The 23,535-nt window shown below is 65.8% G+C and carries 20 protein-coding genes and 1 riboswitch; of the genes, 11 read left to right on the forward strand and 9 right to left on the reverse strand.

What is annotated here, in order from left to right:
- Window positions 1–10 precede the first annotated feature (10 nt).
- Window positions 11–1,219: an imidazolonepropionase gene (gene hutI / locus BLQ74_RS19710; protein ID WP_090265368.1), complete on the forward strand. Its 1,209-nt coding sequence runs from the start codon at window positions 11–13 to the stop codon at window positions 1,217–1,219.
- On the forward strand, window positions 1,212–2,015 hold the full coding sequence (gene hutG, locus BLQ74_RS19715) for an N-formylglutamate deformylase (protein WP_090265370.1): 804 nt from the start codon (window positions 1,212–1,214) through the stop codon (window positions 2,013–2,015). Before hutI ends, hutG begins: the two co-directional genes overlap by 8 nt.
- 75 nt (window positions 2,016–2,090) lie before the next feature.
- On the opposite strand, the gene BLQ74_RS19720 is transcribed toward hutG, so the two are convergent.
- On the reverse strand, window positions 2,091–2,570 hold the full coding sequence (locus BLQ74_RS19720; RefSeq protein ID WP_090265372.1) for an NUDIX domain-containing protein: 480 nt from the start codon (window positions 2,568–2,570) through the stop codon (window positions 2,091–2,093).
- A 219-nt stretch (window positions 2,571–2,789) separates the two neighbouring features.
- On the opposite strand from BLQ74_RS19720, the gene pip reads away from it, so the two are divergent.
- The 7 genes from pip to BLQ74_RS19755 all read left to right on the forward strand — a co-directional run bounded on the left by pip (window position 2,790) and on the right by BLQ74_RS19755 (window position 11,362).
- The gene (gene pip, locus BLQ74_RS19725) at window positions 2,790–3,761 is read left to right on the forward strand and encodes a prolyl aminopeptidase (RefSeq protein WP_090265374.1); all 972 of its coding nucleotides are present in this window, start codon (window positions 2,790–2,792) and stop codon (window positions 3,759–3,761) included.
- Window positions 3,758–4,195, forward strand: a complete 438-nt coding sequence (gene dtd / locus BLQ74_RS19730; RefSeq protein ID WP_090265376.1) for a D-aminoacyl-tRNA deacylase — start codon at window positions 3,758–3,760, stop codon at window positions 4,193–4,195. The genes pip and dtd overlap by 4 nt, the downstream gene beginning before the upstream one ends.
- Window positions 4,196–4,407: 212 nt before the next feature.
- Window positions 4,408–5,982 (forward strand): glucan biosynthesis protein G, encoded by a 1,575-nt coding sequence (locus tag BLQ74_RS19735; RefSeq protein ID WP_090265379.1) that lies wholly within the window; start codon window positions 4,408–4,410, stop codon window positions 5,980–5,982.
- A complete protein-coding gene (mdoH, locus tag BLQ74_RS19740; protein ID WP_090265381.1) occupies window positions 5,975–8,563 on the forward strand; it encodes a glucans biosynthesis glucosyltransferase MdoH in 2,589 nt (862 codons plus the stop codon). The genes BLQ74_RS19735 and mdoH overlap by 8 nt, the downstream gene beginning before the upstream one ends.
- A gap of 239 nt (window positions 8,564–8,802) precedes the next feature.
- The gene (locus BLQ74_RS19745; protein ID WP_090265383.1) at window positions 8,803–9,600 is read left to right on the forward strand and encodes a transporter substrate-binding domain-containing protein; all 798 of its coding nucleotides are present in this window, start codon (window positions 8,803–8,805) and stop codon (window positions 9,598–9,600) included.
- Between the two features lie 81 nt (window positions 9,601–9,681).
- Complete coding sequence (locus BLQ74_RS19750; protein ID WP_425287508.1) at window positions 9,682–10,635, forward strand: amino acid ABC transporter permease; 954 nt, start codon at window positions 9,682–9,684, stop codon at window positions 10,633–10,635.
- Window positions 10,628–11,362 (forward strand): amino acid ABC transporter ATP-binding protein, encoded by a 735-nt coding sequence (locus tag BLQ74_RS19755; RefSeq protein ID WP_090265387.1) that lies wholly within the window; start codon window positions 10,628–10,630, stop codon window positions 11,360–11,362. Before BLQ74_RS19750 ends, BLQ74_RS19755 begins: the two co-directional genes overlap by 8 nt.
- Window positions 11,363–11,445: 83 nt before the next feature.
- On the opposite strand, the gene rhlE2 is transcribed toward BLQ74_RS19755, so the two are convergent.
- The 6 genes from rhlE2 to BLQ74_RS19785 form a co-directional block, all read right to left on the reverse strand.
- Window positions 11,446–13,473: an RNA helicase RhlE2 gene (gene rhlE2, locus BLQ74_RS19760; RefSeq protein WP_090265390.1), complete on the reverse strand. Its 2,028-nt coding sequence runs from the start codon at window positions 13,471–13,473 to the stop codon at window positions 11,446–11,448.
- Between the two features lie 248 nt (window positions 13,474–13,721).
- On the reverse strand, window positions 13,722–14,792 hold the full coding sequence (locus BLQ74_RS19765) for a hypothetical protein (RefSeq protein ID WP_090265393.1): 1,071 nt from the start codon (window positions 14,790–14,792) through the stop codon (window positions 13,722–13,724).
- A gap of 65 nt (window positions 14,793–14,857) precedes the next feature.
- Window positions 14,858–15,703, reverse strand: a complete 846-nt coding sequence (metF, locus tag BLQ74_RS19770) for a methylenetetrahydrofolate reductase [NAD(P)H] (protein ID WP_090265395.1) — start codon at window positions 15,701–15,703, stop codon at window positions 14,858–14,860.
- Between the two features lie 78 nt (window positions 15,704–15,781).
- On the reverse strand, window positions 15,782–17,191 hold the full coding sequence (ahcY, locus tag BLQ74_RS19775) for an adenosylhomocysteinase (RefSeq protein WP_090265398.1): 1,410 nt from the start codon (window positions 17,189–17,191) through the stop codon (window positions 15,782–15,784).
- A 22-nt stretch (window positions 17,192–17,213) separates the two neighbouring features.
- Window positions 17,214–17,386, reverse strand: a riboswitch (S-adenosyl-L-homocysteine riboswitch).
- Between the two features lie 277 nt (window positions 17,387–17,663).
- Entirely contained in the window at window positions 17,664–18,887 is a 1,224-nt protein-coding gene (locus BLQ74_RS19780) for a CaiB/BaiF CoA transferase family protein (RefSeq protein WP_090265401.1), read from the reverse strand.
- 118 nt (window positions 18,888–19,005) lie between these two features.
- Complete coding sequence (locus tag BLQ74_RS19785; protein WP_090265403.1) at window positions 19,006–20,187, reverse strand: acyl-CoA dehydrogenase; 1,182 nt, start codon at window positions 20,185–20,187, stop codon at window positions 19,006–19,008.
- Between the two features lie 214 nt (window positions 20,188–20,401).
- Between BLQ74_RS19785 and BLQ74_RS19790 the strand changes: the two genes are divergently transcribed.
- Window positions 20,402–21,310, forward strand: a complete 909-nt coding sequence (locus BLQ74_RS19790) for a LysR family transcriptional regulator (RefSeq protein WP_090265405.1) — start codon at window positions 20,402–20,404, stop codon at window positions 21,308–21,310.
- A 71-nt stretch (window positions 21,311–21,381) separates the two neighbouring features.
- Entirely contained in the window at window positions 21,382–21,789 is a 408-nt protein-coding gene (locus BLQ74_RS19795) for an acyl-CoA thioesterase (RefSeq protein ID WP_090265407.1), read from the forward strand.
- Between the two features lie 12 nt (window positions 21,790–21,801).
- Here the strand turns inward: BLQ74_RS19795 and BLQ74_RS19800 are convergent, their stop codons facing one another.
- Both BLQ74_RS19800 and BLQ74_RS19805 read right to left on the reverse strand, forming a co-directional pair.
- Window positions 21,802–22,680, reverse strand: a complete 879-nt coding sequence (locus tag BLQ74_RS19800) for a TPM domain-containing protein (RefSeq protein ID WP_090265409.1) — start codon at window positions 22,678–22,680, stop codon at window positions 21,802–21,804.
- Window positions 22,677–23,291: a LemA family protein gene (locus BLQ74_RS19805; RefSeq protein ID WP_090265411.1), complete on the reverse strand. Its 615-nt coding sequence runs from the start codon at window positions 23,289–23,291 to the stop codon at window positions 22,677–22,679. The genes BLQ74_RS19800 and BLQ74_RS19805 overlap by 4 nt, the downstream gene beginning before the upstream one ends.
- Window positions 23,292–23,535: the final 244 nt, after the last annotated feature.

Below are 23,535 nucleotides of genomic sequence, written 5' to 3' on the forward strand. Positions count from 1 at the left end.
AGGGACAGGCATGAAACAGCTCTGGCAGAACTGCCATGCGGCAACCATGGTCGGCGGCCGCTACTCGATCATCGAGGATGCCGCCATCCTCACCGAGGGCCGGCTGATCCAGTGGATCGGCCGGCGCGCCGAGTTGCCCGCGCATGAAGTGCAGCGCCGCCACGACCTGGGCGGTGCCTGGGTCACCCCGGGCTTGATCGACTGCCACACCCACCTGGTGTTCGGCGGCGACCGCAGCGCCGAGTTCGAGCAGCGCCTGCAAGGCGTCAGCTATGCCGAGATCGCCGCCGCCGGTGGCGGCATCGCCAGCACCGTGCGCGCCACCCGCGAGGCCAGCGAGGACGACTTGCTGGCCAGCGCGATCAAGCGCGCGCGGCCGTTGCTGGCCGACGGCGTGACCGTGCTGGAAGTGAAGTCCGGCTACGGCCTCGACCTGGCCAGCGAACGCAAGATGCTCCGCGTCGCCCGCCGACTCGGCGAGGTGCTGCCGGTGACGGTGTGCGCCACCTGCCTGTCGGCCCACGCCCTGCCGGCGGAATACGCCGGGCGCGCCGACGCCTACATCGAGCTGATCTGCACGGAAATCCTCCCGGCCCTGGCCGCCGAAGGGCTGGTGGATGCGGTGGATGCCTTCTGCGAGCACCTGGCGTTCTCCCCGGCGCAGGTCGAGCGGGTGTTCCAGGCCGCGCAGCGCCTGGGCCTGCCGGTGAAGCTGCACGCCGAGCAGCTGTCTTCGTTGCACGGTTCCAGCCTGGCGGCGCGCTACCAGGCGCTGTCCGCCGACCACCTGGAATTCATGACCGAGGAAGACGCCATCGCCATGGCCGCCGCCGGTACCGTTGCGGTGCTGCTGCCGGGGGCCTTCTTCGTCTTGCGCGAAACCCAGCTGCCGCCGATCGAGGCGCTGCGCAAGCATGGCGTGGCCATGGCCCTGGCCAGCGACCTGAATCCCGGCACCTCGCCGGCGCTGTCGTTGCGGCTGATGCTCAACATGGGCTGCACGGCCTTCCGCCTGACCCCGGAAGAAGCCCTGGCCGGGGTCACGCTGAACGCCGCCAAGGCTCTCGGCCTGGGGCACACTCACGGCAGCCTGGAAGCCGGCAAAGTCGCCGACTTCGTCGCCTGGGACATTCAGCGTCCGGCCGAATTGGCCTATTGGCTCGGCGGCGACCTGCCGAAACGCATCATCCGTCACGCAGAGGAAGTTTCCTGTGGATAACGTACTGAGCTTCAGCCGCGGCCGCGTGCCGCTGCTGATCAGCATGCCGCACCCCGGCACCCGCCTGACGCCGGCCCTGGAGGCCGGGCTGGTCGACGAGGCGAAAGGCTTGGCCGACACCGACTGGCATATCCCGCGGCTCTACGATTTCGCCAGCGAACTGGGCGCCAGCGTGCTGGCGGCGCACTATTCGCGCTACGTCATCGACCTCAACCGCCCGGCCGACGACCAGCCGCTGTACGCCACCGCGACCACCGGCCTGTACCCGGACACCCTGTTCGACGGGCGCCCGTTGTTCCGCGCCGGCCAGACACCGTCGGCGGAAGAACGCGCGCGCTACCTGGCCGAAGTGTGGACGCCCTACCACCGCAGCCTGGCCGAGGAACTGGCGCGGCTCAGGGCCGAATTCGGCTACGCCCTGCTGTGGGACGCCCATTCGATTCGCTCGAATATCCCGCACCTGTTCGACGGGCGCCTGCCGGACTTCAACATCGGCACCTTCGCCGGCGCCAGTTGCGCCCCCGAACTGGCCGAGCGCCTGGCTGGCGTCTGCGCCGATGCGGTCGGCTACAGCCATGTGCTCAACGGCCGCTTCAAGGGTGGCTTCATCACCCGCCACTACGGCCGGCCGCAGCAGGATGTGCATGCGGTGCAACTGGAGCTGGCGCAATGCACCTACATGAACGAGGCGGCGCCCTTCGCCTACCGCGAAGACCTGGCCGGTCCGACCCGCGCGGTGATCCGGCGGATGCTGGAAACCTTCCTCGAATGGGGGCGGCAACGCTACGGGCGCTGACCCCGCCGAGCGTACCTTTGCCGCGCTCCAGTGGACCGGCCCGGACGCGGGTCGGTCGCGCTGGGCAAGGCGCTCTCAGGGTTGCAGGCCCAGGTGGCGAATCGGCGGCTGCGGCACCGCCAGGCGTTGCCAGACATCGTCGAGCAGCTCGGCCGGATAGAAGGACGCCAGCGTCGGCAGGTCGCCGCGCGGCACCCAGGCGACCTCGCGGATCTGGTACTCGTCGCCACCCAGGCCGCGCAGGTTGGCCAGGCTGATCTCGCCGCGCCAAGCGTCGACCCGGTAGAACAGTTCCAGGTGAAAGCGCCCGGCCAGCGGCTCGGCGAACTCGCGCACATACACCAGCGGGCCGACCTCCACCTCCAGGCCGGTTTCCTCGCGGCATTCGCGCTTCACGGTGTCGCGCGTCGATCGGTCGCTGAGCGACTCGAAACCGCCTCCCGGGGGAATCCAGTAGATGTCGTCGCCGACTTCGTGGCGGACCAGCAGAATGCGCTCGTCGCGGACCAGCAGGCCGGCGGCGCGGATGCGGTGCTGCAGGGGCGTGCGGTTCATGCGGACCTCGCCAGCGGCCAGTGGTCGCAGGGGTTTCGGGACTGCCGGGAGTGGCCGCCGGCAGCTTGGCCAATGCGCGCCATTCGGCAAACGAAGAACTTCCTTGGCACGCCGAGTGAACTCCTTTATCGGTTTTGCTCCGGCCCGAGTATCATGCCCGACAACAAGGGATGGTATCCGGTCGATGGACGACCGTACGTACTGATTCGGGAGTGCGCCATGCAGCTTTTGTATCCGGAGATCAAGCCTTACGCCCGACACCAACTGGCTGTCGAGGCGCCGCACGTCCTTTATGTGGACGAGAGCGGCAGCCCGGACGGTTTGCCGGTGCTGTTCGTGCATGGCGGTCCGGGTGCCGGCTGCGATGCCCTGTCGCGCCGCTTCTTCGATCCCAACCTGTACCGCATCGTCACCTTCGACCAGCGTGGCTGTGGCCGCTCGACGCCCTTCGCCAGCCTGGAAAACAACACCACCTGGGATCTGGTCGCGGACATGGAGTGCATCCGCGAATTCCTCGGCATCGACAAATGGGTGCTGTTCGGCGGCTCCTGGGGATCGACCCTGTCGCTGGCCTACGCCCAGGCCCACCCCGAACGCGTGCATGCGCTGATCCTGCGCGGGATCTTCCTGTGCCGCCCGCAGGACTTGCAGTGGTTCTACCAGGAGGGCGCCAGCCACCTGTTCCCGGACTACTGGGAAGACTACCTGGCACCGATTCCGCCGGCCGAGCGCGACGACCTGATGCAAGCCTTCCGCAAGCGCCTGGTCGGTTCCGATCAGATCGCCCAGATGCACGCCGCGCGCGCCTGGTCGACCTGGGAAGGGCGCACTGCCACGCTGCGGCCCAATCCCGCGGTGGTCGAGCGCTTCAGCGATCCGCACCGCTCGCTGTCGATCGCCCGCATCGAGAACCACTACTTCGTCAACGGCGCCTTCCTCGAAGCGGACCAACTGCTCCGTGGCATGCAACGCATCGCCCACCTGCCGGGCGTGATCGTGCATGGCCGCTATGACGTGGTCTGCCCGCTGGACAACGCCTGGGCCCTGCACAAGGCCTGGCCGAACAGCGAGCTGCAGATCGTCCGCGACGCCGGCCACGCGGCCAGCGAACCGGGCATCGCCGACGCCCTGGTGCGCGCCACCAACGAGATCGGCCGGCGTCTGCTGAACCTGCCGCCGGAGGTTCAATGAAGGCGCTGATCCAACGGGTGAGCGCGGCACGGGTGGAAGTCGCAGGTGATATCGTCGGCGCCATCGACCAGGGGCTGTTGGCATTAGTCGCGGTCGAACCGCAGGACACCGAAGAAACGGCACAGCGTTTGCTGCATAAGCTGCTTAACTATCGAGTGTTCGCCGATATTGAAGGTAAGATGAACCTTTCCTTGAGCGATATCGGCGGCGGTCTGCTGTTGGTCTCGCAGTTCACCCTGGCCGCCGATACCCGCAAGGGTTTGCGGCCGAGTTTTTCCAGCGCGGCGCCGCCGGTACAGGGCGCCGCGTTGTTCGATCATCTCGTGGAACAGGCGCGAGCCCGTCATCCGCTGGTCGCCACCGGTCGTTTCGGCGCCGACATGCAGGTGCACTTGGTCAACGACGGGCCGGTGACTTTTCTTCTGGAGGCTTGAACACGCGGCTGGCTGTAATCTGGCCGTAGGATGATGGTAACGCGCATGCAACTAGAACAATGGCTCCCCGGCAGCGGCCACAGGCCGAGCGGGGATTCCTCGGTATGGCCGGGGAATCATTCGCACGCATCGGGGTCGGAATTCAATCGCCGGCACTTTGGCATCGCCAAGGCCGGCCTTGGTTTATTTAAGTTCACGGACGAGGGGGACTCGTGATTTTCCGTTCCGTTCAGCAACCCGCTTCTCGTAATACCCTGCGCGACCTGCTGCTGGCCGGCTCCGCTATCCTGGCCATGGGCGCCGGGCAGGCCTGGGCCTTCAACCTCGACGACGTCGCCAGCCAGGCGAAGAAACTCGCCAGCGAGAAATACAGCGCGCCGGCCAGCAACCTGCCGTCGGTATTCAGCGAAATGAAGTTCGCCGATTACCAGCAGATTCGCTTCCGCATGGACAAGGCCTACTGGGCCGATGAAAAGACGCCGTTCAAGATCAGCTTCTACCACCAGGGCATGCACTTCGACACCCCGGTGAAAATCAACGAAGTGACCTCCAGCAACGTCAAGGAGATCAAGTACGATCCCTCGCGTTTCGATTTCGGTACGCTGAAGTTCGACGAGAATGCCACCAAGGATCTCGGCTACGCCGGTTTCCGCGTGCTCTTCCCGATCAACAAGGCCGACAAGCTCGACGAGATCACCACCTTCCTCGGCGCCAGCTACTTCCGCGTGGTCGGCAAGGGCCAGGCCTATGGCCTGTCCGCGCGTGGCCTGGCGCTGGATACCGCACTGCCGTCCGGTGAGGAGTTCCCGCGCTTCCGCGAGTTCTGGATCGAACGGCCGAAGTCGCAGGACAAGCATCTGGTGATCTTCGCCCTGCTCGATTCGCCGCGCGCCACCGGTGCCTACCGTCTGGTCCTGCGTCCGGGTACCGACACCGTGGTCGACGTCAAGGCCCGTGTGTTCCTCCGCGACAAGGTCAGCAAGCTCGGCGTTGCACCGCTGACCAGCATGTTCCTGTTCGGCTCCAACCAGCCTTCCGCGCAACACAACTACCGTCCTGAGCTGCACGACTCCACCGGCCTGCAGATCCATGCCGGCAACGACGAGTGGATCTGGCGTCCGCTGAACAACCCGAAACACCTCTCGGTGAGCAGCTACAGCGTGGAGAATCCGAAGGGCTTCGGTCTGCTCCAGCGTGGTCGCGAATTCTCCCGTTACGAGGACCTGGACGACCGTTACGACCTGCGTCCGAGCGCCTGGATCGAGCCCATGGGCGACTGGGGCAAGGGCAGCGTCGAACTCGTCGAGATTCCCACCCCGGACGAAACCAACGACAACATCGTCGCCTTCTTCAACCCGGAGAAGCGCCCAGAGCCGGGGCAGTCGCTGGACTACTCCTACCGCCTGCACTGGACCATGGACGAGGACGCGCTGCATTCGCAGAAGATCGCCCTGGTCAAGCAGACGCTGCGCTCCGTGGGTGACGTCAAGCAGGCCAACCTGATCCGTCAGCCCGACGGCAGCACCGCCCTGGTGGTCGATTTCGAAGGCGCCAACCTCAAGGCGTTGCCGGCCGACGCGCCGGTGACCACCCAGGTCAGCACCGACGACAACGCCGAGGTGAAGGAAAACAACCTGCGCTACAACCCGGTGACCCAGGGCTGGCGCCTGACGCTGCGAATCAAGGTCAAGGATTCGAAGAAGCCGACCGAGATGCGCGCGGCTCTGGTCAAAGATGGACAGATCCTCTCCGAAACCTGGAGCTATCAGCTGCCTGCCGATGAATAATCCGACCACTTCCAAGGCCCCGCTGGCCGAATACCTCGAGCACCTTCCGCTTGACGCAGAGGCGCGCGAGCGGCTGGCTCAGTCTGGCTCCTTCAGCGATCTGCACCAGCGCCTGGCGGTGGATTCCGGCGTAACGCCGGGCTCCACCGGCGACGCCGCGCTGGCCTCGATCGGGCCGCGCCTGCGGCTCGGTCATGGCCAGGAGCTGGACGATACCGGCATGCTTGGCCTGGACGACAACGGCCGCGCCTATCTCAAGGCCGCGCCGCCGATCCAGCGCTCCAAGGTGCTCCCGGAACCCTGGCGGACCAACCCGCTGATGCGCGGCTGGCGCCGCCTGACCGGCCGTAGCAATCCGTCCAAGCCGGCGCGCGACCTGCCCAAGGCGCGCTGGCAACGGGTCGGCTCGCTGCGCCGCTTCATCCTGCTGTTGCTGATGCTCGGCCAGACCAGTATCGCCACCTACTACATGAAGGGCATCCTGCCCTATCAGGGCTGGGCGCTGATCGATCTCGACGAGATCAACCGTCAGACCTTCCTGCAGACCCTCGAGCAGGTAGTGCCCTATGTGATCCAGTTCGGCGTGCTGCTGCTCTTCGCCATCCTCTTCTGCTGGGTCTCGGCGGGTTTCTGGACCGCGCTGATGGGCTTCTGGGAGTTGCTCAGCGGCCACGATCGCTATCGCATTTCCGGCAGCAGCGCGGGCAATGAGCCGATCGCCGCCGATGCGCGTACTGCCATCGTCATGCCGATCTGCAACGAAGATGTGCCGCGGGTCTTCGCCGGTCTGCGCGCGACCTTCGAGTCGGTGGCGGCCAGCGGTGAGCTGGATCACTTCGACTTCTTCGTGCTCAGCGACACCTATCAGGCCGATATCGCCGTGGCCGAAGAAAAGGCCTGGATCGAACTGTGCCAGGAAGCCAAGGGCTTCGGTCGCCTGTTCTACCGTCGCCGCCGTCGCCGGGTGAAGCGCAAGAGCGGCAACATCGACGACTTCTGCCGTCGTTGGGGCAGCCAGTACAAGTACATGGTGGTGATGGACGCCGACAGCGTGATGAGCGGCGACTGCCTGGCCAAGCTGGTGCGCCTGATGGAGGCCAACCCGGAAGCGGGGATCATCCAGACCGCGCCCAAGGCCTCGGGCATGGACACCCTCTATGCGCGCATGCAGCAGTTCGCCACCCGCGTCTACGGCCCGTTGTTCACCGCCGGCCTGCACTTCTGGCAGCTTGGTGAGTCGCACTACTGGGGGCACAACGCGATCATCCGCATGAAGCCCTTCATCGAGCACTGCGCCTTGGCGCCGCTGCCGGGCAAGGGTTCCTTCTCCGGGGCTATCCTCTCCCACGACTTCGTCGAAGCTGCGCTGATGCGCCGTGCCGGCTGGGGCGTGTGGATCGCCTATGACCTGGAGGGCAGCTACGAAGAGTTACCGCCGAACCTGCTCGACGAGCTCAAGCGCGACCGCCGCTGGTGCCACGGCAACCTGATGAACTTCCGCCTGTTCCTGGTCAAGGGCATGCACCCGGTGCACCGTGCGGTGTTCCTCACCGGGGTGATGTCGTACCTGTCGGCACCGCTGTGGTTCTTCTTCCTGGTGCTGTCCACCGCGCTGCTGGCGGTGCACCAGTTGATGGAGCCGCAGTATTTCCTCGAGCCACGCCAGTTGTTCCCGATCTGGCCGCAGTGGCACCCGGAAAAGGCCATTGCGCTGTTCTCCACCACCCTGACCCTGCTGTTCCTGCCCAAGCTGCTCAGCGTCATGCTGATCTGGGCCAAGGGCGCCAAGGCCTTCGGTGGGGTGATCAAGGTCACCCTGAGCATGCTCCTGGAGATGCTCTTCTCGGTGCTGCTGGCGCCGGTGCGCATGCTCTTCCATACCCGCTTCGTGCTGGCCGCGTTCCTCGGCTGGGAGGCGCAGTGGAAATCGCCGCAGCGTGACGACGATGCCACGCCCTGGAGCGAAGCGCTGCGCCGGCATGGCATGCAGACCCTGCTGGGCCTGGCCTGGGCCTTGCTGGTGGTGTGGCTGAACCCGCGTTTCCTCTGGTGGCTGTCGCCCATCGTCGGCTCGCTGATGCTGTCCATCCCGGTGTCGGTGATCACCAGCCGGGTCAACCTGGGCCTGCGTTCGCGCGATGAGAAGCTGTTCCTCATCCCCGAGGAATACGACACCCCGCGCGAACTGCGTGCCACCGACGAGTACACCTACCAGAACCGCTGGCAGGCGCTGAAGGACGGCTTCGTCCGCAGCGTCGCCGATCCGCTGCTCAACGCCCTGGCCTGTGCCATGGGCACCGCGCGTCACGCCAAGGCCGAGCCGATCGAGGCCATGCGTGCGGCACGGGTGCAGCAGGCGCTGGAAGGCGGTCCGGACAAGCTCGGCGGCGAAGCCCGTCTGGCTCTGCTCAGCGACCCTGTCGCTCTGTCGCGCCTGCACTTGCAGGTGTGGGAGGGCGCGCGTGGCAACTGGCTGGAACCCTGGCGCAAGTCGATCCAGGCCGATGCCCATGCGCCGGCCCTGCCGCTGGCGCCGCACGCACCCAGCGACGGTATGCCGCTGCCCGCTGCTCAATCCTGAGGCCGTCCGGCCCCTGCCACCTGAGTGGCGGGGGCCGGCATGGCGTCACGGCTGTTTTCCCGGCGTGGGACTGCTGATACCCTGCGCCACCGATCCAGAAAGCCTCCCGACAAACGGTGACTAGGGTACGATTCGCACCCTTTGCGCGCCCTGCGGGAGCTTTGTGCGGCCAACGTTGCCGCTGGACACCGCGCGGACCTTACGCGCGCACAATTTTCGACTGCCTGGGAGTTAGGGGAATGAAAAAGTATCTGGCATCGCTGCTGGTGGGCGTCTGCGCCCTGGTCGGCGTGACCGCGGCCAGCGCCGGCGCGGTGGACGAAGCGGTCAAGCGCGGTACCCTGCGGGTGGGCATGGACCCGACCTACATGCCGTTCGAGATGACCAACAAGCGCGGGCAGATCGTCGGCTTCGAAGTCGACCTGCTCAAGGCCATGGCCAAGGCCATGGGCGTCAAGCTGGAGCTGGTTTCCACCGGTTATGACGGCATCATCCCGGCGCTGCTCACCGACAAGTTCGACCTGATCGGCTCGGGCATGACCCTGACCCAGGAACGCAACCTGCGGGTCAACTTCTCCGATCCCTTCATCGTCGTCGGCCAGACCCTGCTGATCCGCAAGGACCTGGAAGGCAAGATCAAGTCGTACAAGGATCTGAACGATCCGCAGTACCGCCTCACCTCGAAGATCGGCACCACCGGCGAGTTCGTCGCCAAGAAGCAGATCGCCAAGGCCCAGTACCACGGCTACGACAATGAGCCGGAAGCGGTCATGGACGTGGTCAACGGCAAGGCCGATGCCTTCATTTACGACTCGCCCTACAACGTGGTCGCGGTCAGCAAGTTCGGCGCCGGCAAGCTGCTCTTCCTCGACCAGCCGTTCACTTACGAGCCGCTGGCCTTCGGTCTGAAGAAAGGCGACTACGACAGCCTCAACTGGATCAACAACTTCCTCAAGCAGATCCACGAAGACGGCACCTACGATCACCTGCACGACAAGTGGTTCAAGAGCACCGACTGGCTGAAGGACATGGAGTAATCCACGTCCAAGGCTTTTCCCTGACGCGCAGGCCAGCCGGCCTGCGCGTTCGCATTTTCACGGTATAGATTCGTGGCTAGAATGAAACGCCCAACCTGGCCCTGGCATGGGCTGACCGCGCTGATCATCCTGGTGATCGGCGTGGGCATCTGGTACTCCACCTCGTTGATTTCCTACGAGTGGCGCTGGAACCGCGTCCCCCAGTACTTCGCCTACCAGGCCGAGGAAGCGCAGCGCGCCGAGAGCCTCTCGCGGGTGGCGAAGATCGAGCAGAACGGCCGCGAGGCGCGGGTCACGCTGGTCGCCGAAGACGGCAGGCAGCAGGAACTCAAGGTCGCCGGCGACAGCCTGCAGTTCTCCGAGAACGACGACGTCAGTGAAGGCGATGTGGTCGGTGTGCAGCGCCATTGGACCGCCGGGCCGCTGGCCTGGGGGCTGTGGACCACCCTGTGGATCTCCTTCGTTTCCGGTGCCCTCGGCTTGGCCATCGGCCTGTTCACCGGCCTCTGCCGGCTGTCGAAGAATCCCACGCTGCATGACCTCTCGACCCTCTACGTCGAGCTGGTGCGTGGCACGCCGCTGCTGGTGCAGATATTCATCTTCTATTTCTTCATCGGTACGGTGCTGAACCTCTCCCGCGAGTTCGCCGGGGTGGCGGCGCTGGCGCTGTTCACCGGCGCCTACGTCGCCGAGATCGTCCGTTCCGGCGTGCAGTCCATCGCCCGTGGGCAGGACGAAGCGGCGCGTTCGCTGGGCCTGAACGCCGGCCAGTCGATGCGCTACGTGATACTGCCGCAGGCGTTCAAGCGCGTACTGCCGCCGCTGGCCGGGCAGTTCATCAGCCTGGTCAAGGACACCTCGCTGGTCTCGGTGATCGCCATCACCGAACTGACCAAGAGCGGCCGCGAGGCGATCACCACCTCGTTCTCCACCTTCGAGATCTGGTTCTGCGTCGCCGCGCTCTACCTTGTCATCAACCTGCCGCTGTCGCATCTGGCGAGCCGGCTGGAACGGAGGCTCGGACAAAGTGATTGAAGTCCGCAACCTGACCAAGGTCTTCGACACCCGCGGCCAGGTGGTGCGCGCCGTCGACGACGTGAGCACCACCGTGGCCAAGGGCGAAGTGGTGGTGGTGATCGGGCCGTCCGGCTCCGGCAAGTCCACCTTCCTGCGTTGCCTCAACGGTCTGGAGGCGTTCGATTCCGGTTCGGTGAGCATCGACGGCCTCGACCTGGCCAACCCGAAGACCGATATCAACGCCTACCGCCGCGAAGTCGGCATGGTCTTCCAGCACTTCAACCTGTTCCCGCACATGACCGTGCTGGAGAACCTCTGCCTGGCCCAGAAAATCGTGCGCAAGCGGGGCAAGGTGGAGCGCGAGGAGAAGGCGCGGGCGCTGCTGGCCAAGGTCGGCATCGGCCAGAAGGTCAACGAGTACCCCTCGCGGCTCTCCGGCGGCCAGCAGCAGCGGGTCGCCATTGCCCGCGCGCTATGCATGGACCCGAAAGTGATGCTGTTCGACGAGCCGACCTCGGCGCTCGACCCGGAGATGGTCGGCGAGGTGCTGGAGGTGATGAAGACCCTGGCCGAGGAAGGCATGACCATGGTCTGCGTGACCCACGAAATGGGCTTCGCCCGTGAGGTGGCGGATCGCGTGCTGTTCTTCGATCACGGCAAACTACTGGAAGATGCGGCGCCTGCGCAGTTCTTCGAGCAACCGAACGACCCGCGCGCCCAGGCCTTCCTGCGCCAGGTGCTCTGAAGTCGGCGCCACGCGCGCGTTGCCTGCTTCGGCCAGTAACGAAAAAGCCGCCCCGAGGGGCGGCTTTTTCGTTGGGCGTCGACTCAGCGGTTACGCGTGAGCAGGGCCGGGCGCTCGGTCTTGCGGCGCGGCTCCAGCTCTTCCAACTGCTCGGCGGTGGGGAAGCGATCGGTGCGCAACAGATCGCGCTTGTTGATCACCACCGGCTGGCGGGTCGGCTTGGCGGCGCCGTATTCGGACGGCTCGCGCAGCGGTGCATCGTTCATCCGCGAAATGTCGCTGCGGCCCTGGCCGCCACGCTTGTTGCGCGCGCTGCGCTGCTTGCCCTGGCCCTGGGCGTTACCCGCCTGGCCGGTGCGTGCCTGTCCACCGTTGTTTTTGCCACGGCCGCCCTGGCCGCCCTGGCCGCCTTGCCCGGCCTGGCTGCGGCCCTGGCCCTGAGCTTGGCCTTGTTGGCCTTGGCCCTGTGCCCGGCCGCGTTGGCCGGCCTGGCCTTGGCCCGGCTGAGCGCCACCCTGGCGGCGGCGCTGGCCGCGCTGCTGGTCCTTGTCCGGATAGGGGCTGACGTAGTCGGCGCGGTTACCGAAGTTGTCGAAGTCGTCGTCGAGGAATTCCTCGGGGTCACGATTGCCGTCGGCAGCGAGCGGACGTGGCGCCTTGGGCTGCCGGTCGGTACGCGGTTGCTGCTGGCGCGGCTGGCCTTCGCCACGCGGCGCCTGCGGCTGGCCCTGGGCTTGAGCCTGGCCTTCGCCTTTGTTCTTGCCCTTGCCGCCACGGCGACGGCGCTTGCTGGCCGGCTTCTCGCCGGAGGCGCCTTCCGCGCCAGCCTGGGCCGCTTCGCCACGCTCCTGCGGTTGTTCCTTGCTGCGTTCCTTGCGCTCGCCACGCTTGGCCTTGTCTTTGCGCGGCTGGCGCTGCGGGGCTTCCTTGGCTTCCGGCAGGGCCACTTCGGGCAGCACCATGTCCGGGTCGAAGCCTTGCATGTCGCCGGTCGGAATCTGCTGCTTGGTCAGGCGCTCGATGGCCTTGAGCAGCTTCTCTTCCTCCGGCGCGACCAGCGAGATCGCCTCGCCGCTGCGTCCGGCCCGACCGGTACGGCCGATGCGGTGAACGTAGTCTTCCTCGACGTTGGGCAACTCGTAGTTGACCACGTGGGGCAATTGGTCGATGTCCAGGCCGCGGGCGGCGATATCGGTGGCCACCAGGATGCGTACTTCGTTGGCCTTGAAGTCGGCCAGGGCCTTGGTCCGCGCGTTCTGGCTCTTGTTGCCGTGGATCGCCGCGGCCGGCAGGCCGTGTTTGCTCAGGTACTCGGCGAGGCGGTTGGCGCCATGCTTGGTACGGGTGAAGACCAGCACCTGTTCCCAGGCGCCGATGGTGACCAGGTGTGCCAGCAGCACGCGCTTCTGTACGGCCGGGATGCGGAACACGCGCTGCTCGATGCGCTCCACCGTGGTGTTCGGCGGGGTGACCTCGATGCGCTCCGGGTTATGCAGCAGCTTGTTGGCCAGGTCGGTGATGTCTTTCGAGAAGGTCGCCGAGAACAGCAGGTTCTGACGCTTGGGCGGCAGCTTGGCGAGGACCTTCTTGACGTCATGGATGAAGCCCATGTCGAGCATGCGGTCGGCTTCGTCGAGCACCAGGATTTCCACATGGGAAAGGTCGACGCTGCCCTGTCCGATCAGGTCGAGCAGGCGGCCGGGGCAGGCGACCAGGATGTCGACACCCTTGGACATGGCCTGGACCTGGGGATTCATGCCGACGCCGCCGAAGATGCAGGCGCTTTTCATCGGCAGGTCGCGGGCGTAGATCTTGAAGCTGTCATGCACTTGGGCCGCCAGCTCGCGGGTCGGGGTCAGCACCAGTACGCGTGCCTGGCGTGGGCCATGGCGGTGTTCGCGGTCGGGGTGGCCTTCGGGGAACAGGCGCTCAAGTACCGGGAGGGCGAAGCCGCCGGTCTTGCCGGTGCCGGTCTGCGCGGCGACCATCAGGTCGCGGCCTTGCAGGACGGCGGGGATGGCCCGTTGCTGAACGGGGGTAGGCTGGCTGTAGCCCGCAGCCTCTACTGCGCGGGCTAGCGCCTCGGACAGGCCGAGGGAGGAAAAGGACATGCGGGTATTCCTATATGGGCCGGCCAGTGGCCGGCGAATGTGTAAGCACCAAGTTCATTGAACTCCTCTCTGCCCTTCGGCCCCGCGAAGGGGGGAAGGGCGGCTGGAGCGCTGCGTATGCGCTCCTGGCCGTTCCAGTAGCAGGTGCCCTCGCGGGCGCCACCTCGTGCTTCCACGGGGACGGGGAAGCCGGGGCGCATCGGGCTCTGGGTGGGGGAGCCTGACGCAAGGCCAGCGGACTACAGCTTTCAGAGCAAGTCCTGCTGGCGCAGGTGCCGTCTAATTTCCTCGAGCCGGTGGCCCAGGAGGTTACGCAACACCTTGTGATTCAGCCAATCGCCGAGCAGTTCCTCCACCGGTAGATCCGGATGGCGCTCTATTGCGTTGGTCGCGGCTTTCTCCCACCAGACGGGGCCGCATGCCCGGTCGAACTCATTGTCGTAGTCGTGGCAGCCGTAGAACAGCTCGATGCTGAATTGGCGCATCGCCGCCGGCAACGGCAGGGTTCTCAGCTTGTACAGCAGGCGCGAGGCACGCGGAGGACGTGGCAGGCGATCCGTCACCAGCTGAGTGTCATCGAGAGCCGAAGTGCTGAGAAGGGATGATTCGTGCTTGTTCAGCCATGCCTGGATTTTCGCGCGGAACAGCTGCTTCCGGCTCCAGTAATGGTGGATCAGGTCAGTGCAATCGACCAGTTCCAGTCGCTTGTAAGCGGCAACGGCAAGAACAAACTCTTCAAGAGTATAGACACTGGGGGCAATTGGATAGAGTTCATCCATCAATTCCAACGAACGGTCGAGCGTATCGGCATTTTCCTGGGTCAGTCCGATGACGCCGGAATTGATCAGTGGCATCTGCTCGTCGATCTGCTCGCGGCCCTTCAGGTGGTCGATCAGTTGCTTGAAGGCGAAGTCGCGCGGTGTGTCGGCCAGCCTCGGATTGATGGCGTTGCACAGCAGGTATCCGTTGCGGATGCGCGCGAAGAGTTTGGCCGGCGAATGGCGGAAGAAGGTGTCGGTATCGATCAGCGCCGCGCGAGGCCGCTGCTGAAGGACTTCCCGCAGCACCGCATGCTTGGCGCGGAAATGGTACCCGTGGGGCTGCTGCCAGGCGCGCAGCGCTTCTTCGCTGAGCTTGTGGACCTGAATCGGCAGTCCCTGGTAGGCGGCGGCGTTGTCGGTGAAGACCTGAACGTCCAGTTGCTCGCCGGGCGTTTCGCGCAAGCGCGCGTAGGCGCTGGCAATGCTGAACAGCGCTTCCTGATGGTAGGTCTGCCGGCCATAGACCAGGTAGATCAGTGCGTGAGTCGTGTCTGCCATGCCATCTGCCGTCGCCATCTTCCATGTGAATGAACCGCCGCCGTGGCGGCGGTCCGGCTCTTCCTTCAGCGGGGAAGTTGCAGGTTCTTCCAGATCGCCAGGCTCGGCTCGGCCTGGTTCAGGGTGTAGAAATGCAAGCCCGGTGCGCCGCCCGCCAGCAGGCGTTCGCACATGTCGCTGATGACGTCTTCGCCAAAGGCCTGGATGCTGGAGATGTCGTCACCGTAGGCTTCCAGTTGCTTGCGGATCCAGCGGGGGATATCTGCGCCGCAGGCATCGGAAAAGCGTGCGAGCTTGGAGTAGTTGGTGATCGGCATGATGCCCGGCACCACCGGAATCTCCACGCCGAGCTTCGCCGCGCGTTCGACGAAGTAGAAGTAGCTGTCGGCGTTGAAGAAGTACTGGGTGATCGCACTGTTGGCGCCCGCCTTGGCTTTGCGCGCGAAGTTCGCCAGATCGTCCTCGAAATTGCGTGCCTGCGGGTGGACTTCCGGATAGGCGGCGACTTCGATGTGGAAATGCTCGCCGGTTTCGCTGCGGATGAACTCCACCAGCTCGTTGGCGTAGCGCAGCTCGCCGCTGGCCATGCCCATGCCCGACGGCAGGTCGCCGCGCAGGGCGACGATGCGGCGGATGCCGGCGGCCTTGTACTGGGCGAGCAGGGCGCGCAGATCGGCTTTGGAGTCGCCGACGCAGGACAGATGGGGCGCGGTGGGCACCTTCACCTCACCGTCCAGTTGCAGCACGGTGCTCAGGGTGCGGTCGCGGGTCGAGCCGCCGGCGCCGTAGGTGCAGGAGAAAAAGTCCGGTTTGTAGCTGGCCAGTTGGCGCGCGGTGGCCAGCAGTTTTTCATGCCCGGCTTCGGTTTTCGCGGGGAAGAACTCGAAGCTGTAGCGGCGTTCTTGAGACATAGCGATTCCTTCGGAGCCACAGGCTCCGGGCCCGGACGCGCGGCCCGGGCCGAAGCCTGTCGCTTGCAGCCAGTGGCCTTAGTAGCGGTAGGTGTCCGGCTTGAACGGGCCTTCCACGGTCACGCCGATGTACTCGGCCTGTTTCGGGGTCAGTCGGGTGACCACGCCACCGAAGCCTTTGACCATCTCCAGGGCGACTTCCTCGTCGAGTTTCTTCGGCAGCACTTCGACGCTCAGGCGCTGGGCCTTTTCGGCGGCCGGCAGTGCGGCGAACTTCCGCTCGTACAGGTGGATCTGCGCCAGCACCTGGTTGGCGAAGGAGCCGTCCATGATCCGCGACGGGTGGCCGGTGGCATTGCCCAGGTTCACCAGGCGGCCTTCGGCGAGCAGGATCAGGTAGTCGTCATTGAGCGGATCGAAGCCGTCCTTGCCGGTGCGGTGAATCTTGTGCACCTGCGGCTTCACTTCTTCCCAGGCCCAGGTCTTGCGCATGAAGGCGGTGTCGATCTCGTTGTCGAAGTGGCCGATGTTGCAGACCACGGCGCGCTTCTTCAGGGCCTTGAGCATGTTGGCATCGCAGACGTTGACGTTGCCGGTGGTGGTGACGATCAGGTCGATCTTGCCCAGCAGCGCGGCGTCGACGCTGGCTTCGCTGCCGTCATTGAGGCCGTTCTTGTAAGGCGAAACCACTTCGAAGCCGTCCATGCAGGCCTGCATGGCGCAGATCGGGTCGACTTCCGAGACCTTGACGATCATGCCTTCCTGACGCAGGGACTGGGCCGAACCCTTGCCCACGTCGCCGTAGCCGATTACCAGCGCCTGCTTGCCCGACAGCAGGTGGTCGGTGCCACGCTTGATGGCGTCGTTGAGGCTGTGGCGGCAGCCGTACTTGTTGTCGTTCTTGCTCTTGGTCACCGAGTCGTTGACGTTGATCGCCGGTACTTTCAGGGTGCCGGCCTTGAGCATGTCGAGCAGGCGGTGCACGCCGGTGGTGGTTTCTTCGGTGATGCCGTGGATCTTCTCCAGCATCGCCGGGTATTTCTTGTGCAGGATCTCGGTCAGGTCACCGCCGTCGTCCAGCACCATGTTGGCGTCCCACGGTTGGCCATCTTTCAGGATGGTCTGCTCGATGCACCACTCGTACTCTTCCTCGGTCTCGCCCTTCCAGGCGAATACCGGGATGCCGGCGGCGGCGATGGCGGCCGCGGCCTGGTCCTGGGTCGAGAAGATGTTGCAGGAAGACCAGCGCACTTCGGCGCCGAGGGCGACCAGGGTCTCGATGAGCACGCCGGTCTGGATGGTCATGTGGATGCAGCCGAGGATCTTCGCGCCTTTCAGCGGTTGGCTGGCCGCGTACTTGCGGCGCAGGCCCATCAGTGCGGGCATTTCCGATTCGGCGATGATCAGCTCGCGGCGGCCCCAGGCGGCCAGGGAAATGTCGGCGACCTTGAAGTCGTTGAAACCGGCAGGCGTCATGACAGCGCTCATGCGTAACTCTCCATTCGTTGTCTGCGAATGGGCGCCGTTGATGCGTTTGGCGGTCGGCGGATGCCGGCCGGGACGCGCCCCATCCGAGCCTGACAGGTGGACGCTGATTGGGATCTGCCTGGACGGCGCAGGAAAAACCTGCGGCCTGCATGATCGAAAACAGCCTTCCAGCCTGCTGCAGCGCCCCTCGGACGGGTGGCGGGAGCGGCCGGAGCGGTGCCGGCCGAATAAAGCCTGCGGATTATAGCGATGCCGCCGGGCAAGCCAAAGGCTTTCCGTCGCTTGTGCGGCGATTCAGACCGTCTGAATGATCGATCGGCCCGTGGGTCGTCGCGTCCGGGGTGGCGGCAAGCGGCCTGGAGCGGTTTGGGTTCGGGGCCCCGGCGACGCCCCGACAGGGGCCGTGAAAACCCTGGCGGGGCGCCAATCCGGGGAGGCTCGGAAAGCACCCGCCGTGCGGCGGGTGCGTTGTTCAGATGACGCCCTGCTCGCGCAGTTTGCCGATGGCCGTTTCGTCCAGACCGAGCACGTCTTCGAGGATTTGCAGGGTGTGCTGGCCGAGGGTCGGCGGGGCGTTGCGGTATTCCACCGGGGTCTCGGACAGGCGGATCGGGCTGGCTACCTGCGGCACGCTGCCAGCCAGCGGGTGCGGCAGCTCGACGCGCAGGCCGCGGGCGATCACCTGGGGATCGGCGAACACCTGTGACAGATCGTTGATCGGCCCGCAGGGCACGCTGGCCTGCTCCAGGGCGGCGATCCATTCGGCGGTGGTGCGCATCACCGTGGCTTGGCGGACCAGCGGGATCAGCACATCGCGATGGGCGACCCGTGCCTGGTTGCTGGCGAAACGCGGGTCGTCGGCCCATTCCGGGTGGCCGGCCAGCTCGGCGAACTTGCGGAACTGGCCGTCGTTGCCGACGGTGAGGATGAAGTCGCCGTCGGCGGTGGGGAAGTCCTGGTAGGGCACGATGTTCGGGTGGGCGTTGCCCAGCCGGCGCGGCGGGATGCCGGTGGTCAGGTAGTTCAGGGTCTGGTTGGCCAGGCAGGCGACCTGCACGTCGAGCAAGGCCATGTCGATGTGCTGGCCGATGCCGCTGACATCGCGGTGGGCCAGGGCGGCGAGCACGGCGGTGGCCGAATACAGGCCGGTGAGGATGTCGGTGAGGGCTACGCCGACCTTCACCGGGCCGGCGCCTTCTTCGCTATCGGAGCGGCCGGTGATGCTCATCAGCCCGCCGAGGCCCTGGATCATGAAGTCGTAGCCGGCGCGCTTGGCGTAGGGGCCGGTCTGGCCGAAGCCGGTGATGGAGCAGTAGATCAGCCTCGGGTTGAGCTGCTTCAGCGAGGCGTAGTCGAGGCCATAGGCCTTGAGACCGCCGACCTTGAAGTTCTCCAGGACGATGTCCGATTTCGCCGCTAACTCACGCACCAGGCGCTGGCCTTCGGGCTGGGTGAAATCGACGGTGACGGATTTCTTGTTGCGGTTGGCCGACAGGTAGTAGGCCGCTTCGCTGGTGTCGCGCCCTTCGGCGTCCTTGAGGAACGGCGGGCCCCAGGCGCGGGTGTCGTCGCCGCAGCCGGGGCGCTCGATCTTGATCACTTCGGCGCCGAGGTCGGCGAGGATCTGCCCGGCCCAGGGGCCGGCGAGAACGCGGGAGAGGTCGAGGACACGGATATGCGAGAGGGCGCCGGACATGGGATCACCTTGTAACGCAACGAAAAGGGCGGGGAGGGCCGGGGGACGTACCCTCCCCGGGTTCCTCTGCGGGCAGAGGAAGGGGGTGACGCCGCCCCGGCAGGGGCGGCGCCTGGCATCAGAAGAAGGCCTGGATGCCGGTTTGCGCGCGACCGAGGATCAGCGCATGGACGTCGTGGGTTCCCTCGTAGGTGTTGACCACTTCCAGGTTGACCAGGTGACGGGCCACGCCGAACTCGTCGGAGATGCCGTTGCCGCCGAGCATGTCGCGGGCCATGCGCGCGATGTCCAGCGCCTTGCCGCAGCTGTTGCGCTTCATGATCGAGGTGATTTCCACCGCCGCGGTGCCTTCGTCCTTCATCCGGCCCAGGCGCAGGCAGCCTTGTAGGGCCAGGGTGATTTCGGTCTGCATGTCGGCCAGTTTCTTCTGGATCAGCTGGTTGGCGGCCAGCGGGCGGCCGAACTGCTTGCGGTCCAGGGTGTACTGGCGGGCGGTATGCCAGCAGGCTTCGGCGGCGCCCAGGGCGCCCCAGGAAATGCCGTAGCGGGCCGAGTTCAGGCAGGTGAACGGGCCGCGCAGGCCGCGCACTTCGGGGAAGGCGTTCTCTTCCGGGACGAACACGTTGTCCATCACGATTTCGCCGGTGATCGACGCGCGCAGGCCGACCTTGCCGTGGATCGCCGGGGCGCTCAGGCCTTCCCAGCCTTTTTCCAGCACGAAGCCGCGGATCTGGCCTTCGTCATCCTTGCCCCAGACCACGAAGACGTCGGCGATCGGGCTGTTGGTGATCCACATCTTGTTGCCGGTCAGGCGATAGCCGCCGTCGACCTTGCGGGCGCGGGTGATCATCGAGCCCGGGTCGGAGCCGTGGTTCGGTTCGGTCAGGCCGAAGCAGCCGATCCATTCGCCGCTGGCCAGTTTCGGCAGGTATTTCTGACGGGTGGCTTCGTTGCCGAATTCGTAGATCGGCACCATCACCAGCGAGGACTGCACGCTCATCATCGAGCGATAGCCGGAGTCGACGCGTTCGACTTCGCGGGCGATCAGGCCGTAGCACACATAGTTCAGGCCGCTGCCACCGTATTCGCTGGGGATGGTTGCGCCGAGCAGGCCGGTCTCGCCCATCTCGCGGAAGATCGCCGGGTCGGTCTGTTCGTGACGGAAGGCTTCCAGTACGCGCGGGGCCAGCTTGTCCTGGGCGAACTGCTGGGCGCTGTCGCGGACCATGCGCTCTTCTTCGGTGAGTTGCTGATCCAGCAGCAGCGGGTCTTCCCAGTTGAAGCTTGCTTTGGGGGCCATCGGGTTACCTCAGGGCAGTCGGGGGATCACCCGCTCAGTGTAGGCGGGCACAGTGAACCCGATCCTAGTCAGCGGTCGGGAAGCCCGGCAACCGACTAATTCGCACGCTGTTGTGCTATTTTCTCACTCCGTGATCCAGGTCAATGGCTGAAACGGTCGTTTGAATTGCCTGTCCCCAGGCGCGGCCGATCACGAGATTCCCTAGAGGCATTCGATGCGGCGCAAGATTCCCACCACCGCGGCGCTGGTCAGTTTCGAATCGGCGGCGCGCCACGAGAGCTTCACCAAGGCAGCGGAAGAGTTGTCGCTGACACAGAGCGCGATTTGCCGGCAGATCGCCGGGCTCGAAGAGTTCCTTGGCGTCGAGCTGTTTCGCCGCTCGCGGCGCGGGGTCAAGCTGACCGAGGCGGGGCTGGGCTACAGCCGGCGCATCGCCGCGCGGCTGGATGCGGTGGAGCGCGATACCCTGGCGGTGATGGGCCAGCAGGGTGGCGGGACCATCGAGCTGGCGGTGGTGCCGACCTTCGCCACCCAATGGCTGCTGCCGCGCCTGAAAGTCTTCAAGCGGCTGTACCCGGAAGTCACGGTCAACCTGACCAACCGCACCCGGCCGTTCCTCTTCGCCGATACCGACTTCGACGCCGCGCTGTATTTCGGCGACGGCGTCTGGTCGGGCACCGCGGCGCACTTCCTCATGCGCGAGAACCCGGTGCCGGTGTGCAGCGCTGAGTTGCTCGACGGCCGCAGCACGCTGGGCGCCGAGGAGATCGCCGCGCTGCCGCTGATGCAGCAGACCACCCGGCCCTATGCCTGGCGCCAGTGGTTCGGCTCGCTGGGGCTGAATGTCGCCCACGATATGACCGGCACCCGCTACGAGCTGTTTTCCATGCTCGCCCAGGCGGCCATGCATGGCATGGGCGTGGCGCTGATTCCGCCGATGCTGATCCAGCGGGAATTGGCCGACGGCAGCCTGGTGGTGCCTATGCAACATGCCTATTTGAGTGAAAATGCCTACTACCTGATGATTCCCGAGCGCAAGGTGGAGTCGAACATCGTCCGGGCCTTCCGCGACTGGTTGATCGAAGAGGCGCGCGTCTACCGCGCCGAGGCCGGTCTGGGCTGAGCGGCTCCATCGCGTCGTCGGCGGACGATTTCCGTCAGCGCGCCCACAAGGCGCATCAGCAAGGAGTTTCCATGAATTTCCACACCCGCAAATGGGTCAAGCCCGAAGACCTCAACCCGAACGGCACCCTGTTCGGTGGCAGCCTGCTGCGCTGGATCGATGAAGAGGCGGCGATCTACGCCATCGTTCAGTTGGGCAACGAACGCGTGGTCACCAAGTTCATTTCGGAGATCAACTTCGTCAGCTCGGCGCGCCAGGGCGACATCATCGAGATGGGTATCACCGCCACCGAGTTCGGTCGCACCTCCATCACCCTGACCTGCGAAGTGCGCAACAAGATCACCCGCAAGAGCATCCTCACCATCGACAAGATGGTCTTCGTCAACATCGGTCCCGACGGCCTGCCGGCGCCCCACGGCAAGACGCACATCCTCTATATCAAGGACCAGTTCAAGGACGAGGATATCCCCGAGGTCTGAGGCGGCCCACCGTCACCAGCGGCCGGAGGCTCCGCCGCCGCCGCTGGTCCCCCCGCCGCCACTGAAGCCGCCGCCCCCGCCAAGGCCACCGCCGAAACCGCCGCCCCCGCGCATGCCACCGCCGCCGCCGCGGAAGAGCATCAGCACATAGATGGCCAGGGCGAAGAAGAAGCCGATGCCGCCGTTGAGCAGCACGCGCCCGATGCCGGTGAAGAAGAACAGGCTGCCAAGGCCGGACAGAACCCCGACCAGCACGCTGTAGACCAGGAAGCGCGCCAGCTTCTGCTGGGGCAGCGGGACCGGTAGCAGGCCGCTGAGGAAGGGCACGCCCAGCGTCAGCACGAACAGCCAGGCCAGTGGATCGCCGGGCAGGTGGCTGCCGTCGTCGCCTGACGGAGCAGGCAGCGCTTCGCCGTTGATCAGCGTTTCCAGGCTGTCCACCGCGGCCTGGATGCCGCCGGCATAGTCGCCCTGCTGGAAGCGTGGCACCACCTGCTCGCGGATGATGCGCCCGGCCAGCACGTCGGTGATGGCGCCCTCCAGGCCGTAGCCGACCTCGATGCGCAGCGCGCGGTCGTCCTTGGCCACGACCAGAAGCACGCCGTCGTCGATGTTCTTGCGGCCCAGTTTCCATTGCTCGAAGGCGCGCACCGCGTATTGCTCGATGCTCTCGTCGCCGCTGCTGGGCACCAGCAGGATGGCGAGTTGCGCACCCTTGCGCTGTTCCAGCGCGGCCAACTGTTGTTCGAGTTTGGCCCGCTGCACGGCGTCGAGCGTGCCGGTGAGATCGGTGACCCGCGCGTTCAGCGCCGGCACCGCTACCTGCGCGGCCAGCGCTAGCCCGCCCCAGCACAGCAGGGCGAGCAGCAGCAGCCAGCGGCGCGGACTCATTGTGCGGGTTGCGCGGGTGGCGCGCCGAAGTCGACCTTGGGCGCGCTGGAAATGGCCGCTTCGTTCTCCACGCTGAAGTTGGCCTTGGGCTGGTAGCCGAAAATCTTCGCGGTGATCGCCTGCGGGAACTGGCGGATCAGCACGTTGTAGTCCTGCACCGCCTTCACGTAACGCCCGCGGGCCACGGCGATGCGGTTCTCGGTGCCTTCGAGCTGGGTCAGCAGGTCCTTGAACAGGCTATCGGCCTTGAGCTGCGGGTAGTTCTCGGTGACCACCAGCAGGCGCGACAGCGCGGAACTGAGTTCGCCCTGGGCCTGCTGGAAGCGTTTCACCGCCGCTTCGTCGCCGAGTTGGTCGGCGTTCAGGCTGACGCTGCCGACCCGCGCGCGGGCCTCGGTCACCTGGGTCAGCACGGCCTGCTCATGGGCGGCGTAGCCTTTCACCGTGCTGACCAGGTTGGGGATCAGGTCGGCGCGGCGCTGGTACTGGTTGAGCACTTCCGACCAGGCTGCCTTGACCTGTTCGTCGCTGGCCTGCATGGCGTTGTAGCCGCAGCCGCTGAGCAACGAAACCAGCAGGTAGCAGAATAGAAACTTGATCAGGCGGGGCATGGCGAGCGCTCTTGCGGGGGCTGAACCGCCAGTCTAGCCCAGCGCGTGGCGGCGGCACCGCCGATTCAGGCGGCCGTGAGGATTCGTGGTTTGCCGGGCGTCTGCGTGCTGGCCAGCTATGGCCTGGTGCTGGCGGGAATGCTGGTGATGAAGTGGTGAGCTGGTGGGGTGAAAGCCGCGTGGTGGCGATGTAGCATCGGCGCCGGCCCTTGACCGGCGCAGCGCCGCTCGCCGCGAGCGGGCC

The organism is Pseudomonas panipatensis, assembly GCF_900099785.1.
Lineage (GTDB): Bacteria > Pseudomonadota > Gammaproteobacteria > Pseudomonadales > Pseudomonadaceae > Pseudomonas > Pseudomonas panipatensis.

Excerpts from the sequence above, each read along its gene's own strand:
- hutI (WP_090265368.1), top strand. The coding sequence starts at position 11 with ATGAAACAGCTCTGGCAGAACTGCCATGCGGCAACCATGGTCGGCGGC.
- BLQ74_RS19720 (WP_090265372.1), bottom strand. The coding sequence starts at position 2,570 with ATGAACCGCACGCCCCTGCAGCACCGCATCCGCGCCGCCGGCCTGCTG.
- pip (WP_090265374.1), top strand. The coding sequence starts at position 2,790 with ATGCAGCTTTTGTATCCGGAGATCAAGCCTTACGCCCGACACCAACTG.
- dtd (WP_090265376.1), top strand. The coding sequence starts at position 3,758 with ATGAAGGCGCTGATCCAACGGGTGAGCGCGGCACGGGTGGAAGTCGCA.
- mdoH (WP_090265381.1), top strand. The coding sequence starts at position 5,975 with ATGAATAATCCGACCACTTCCAAGGCCCCGCTGGCCGAATACCTCGAG.
- BLQ74_RS19745 (WP_090265383.1), top strand. The coding sequence starts at position 8,803 with ATGAAAAAGTATCTGGCATCGCTGCTGGTGGGCGTCTGCGCCCTGGTC.
- BLQ74_RS19750 (WP_425287508.1), top strand. The coding sequence starts at position 9,682 with ATGAAACGCCCAACCTGGCCCTGGCATGGGCTGACCGCGCTGATCATC.
- rhlE2 (WP_090265390.1), bottom strand. The coding sequence starts at position 13,473 with ATGTCCTTTTCCTCCCTCGGCCTGTCCGAGGCGCTAGCCCGCGCAGTA.
- BLQ74_RS19765 (WP_090265393.1), bottom strand. The coding sequence starts at position 14,792 with ATGGCAGACACGACTCACGCACTGATCTACCTGGTCTATGGCCGGCAG.
- metF (WP_090265395.1), bottom strand. The coding sequence starts at position 15,703 with ATGTCTCAAGAACGCCGCTACAGCTTCGAGTTCTTCCCCGCGAAAACC.
- ahcY (WP_090265398.1), bottom strand. The coding sequence starts at position 17,191 with ATGAGCGCTGTCATGACGCCTGCCGGTTTCAACGACTTCAAGGTCGCC.
- BLQ74_RS19780 (WP_090265401.1), bottom strand. The coding sequence starts at position 18,887 with ATGTCCGGCGCCCTCTCGCATATCCGTGTCCTCGACCTCTCCCGCGTT.
- BLQ74_RS19785 (WP_090265403.1), bottom strand. The coding sequence starts at position 20,187 with ATGGCCCCCAAAGCAAGCTTCAACTGGGAAGACCCGCTGCTGCTGGAT.
- BLQ74_RS19790 (WP_090265405.1), top strand. The coding sequence starts at position 20,402 with ATGCGGCGCAAGATTCCCACCACCGCGGCGCTGGTCAGTTTCGAATCG.
- BLQ74_RS19795 (WP_090265407.1), top strand. The coding sequence starts at position 21,382 with ATGAATTTCCACACCCGCAAATGGGTCAAGCCCGAAGACCTCAACCCG.
- BLQ74_RS19800 (WP_090265409.1), bottom strand. The coding sequence starts at position 22,680 with ATGAGTCCGCGCCGCTGGCTGCTGCTGCTCGCCCTGCTGTGCTGGGGC.
- BLQ74_RS19805 (WP_090265411.1), bottom strand. The coding sequence starts at position 23,291 with ATGCCCCGCCTGATCAAGTTTCTATTCTGCTACCTGCTGGTTTCGTTG.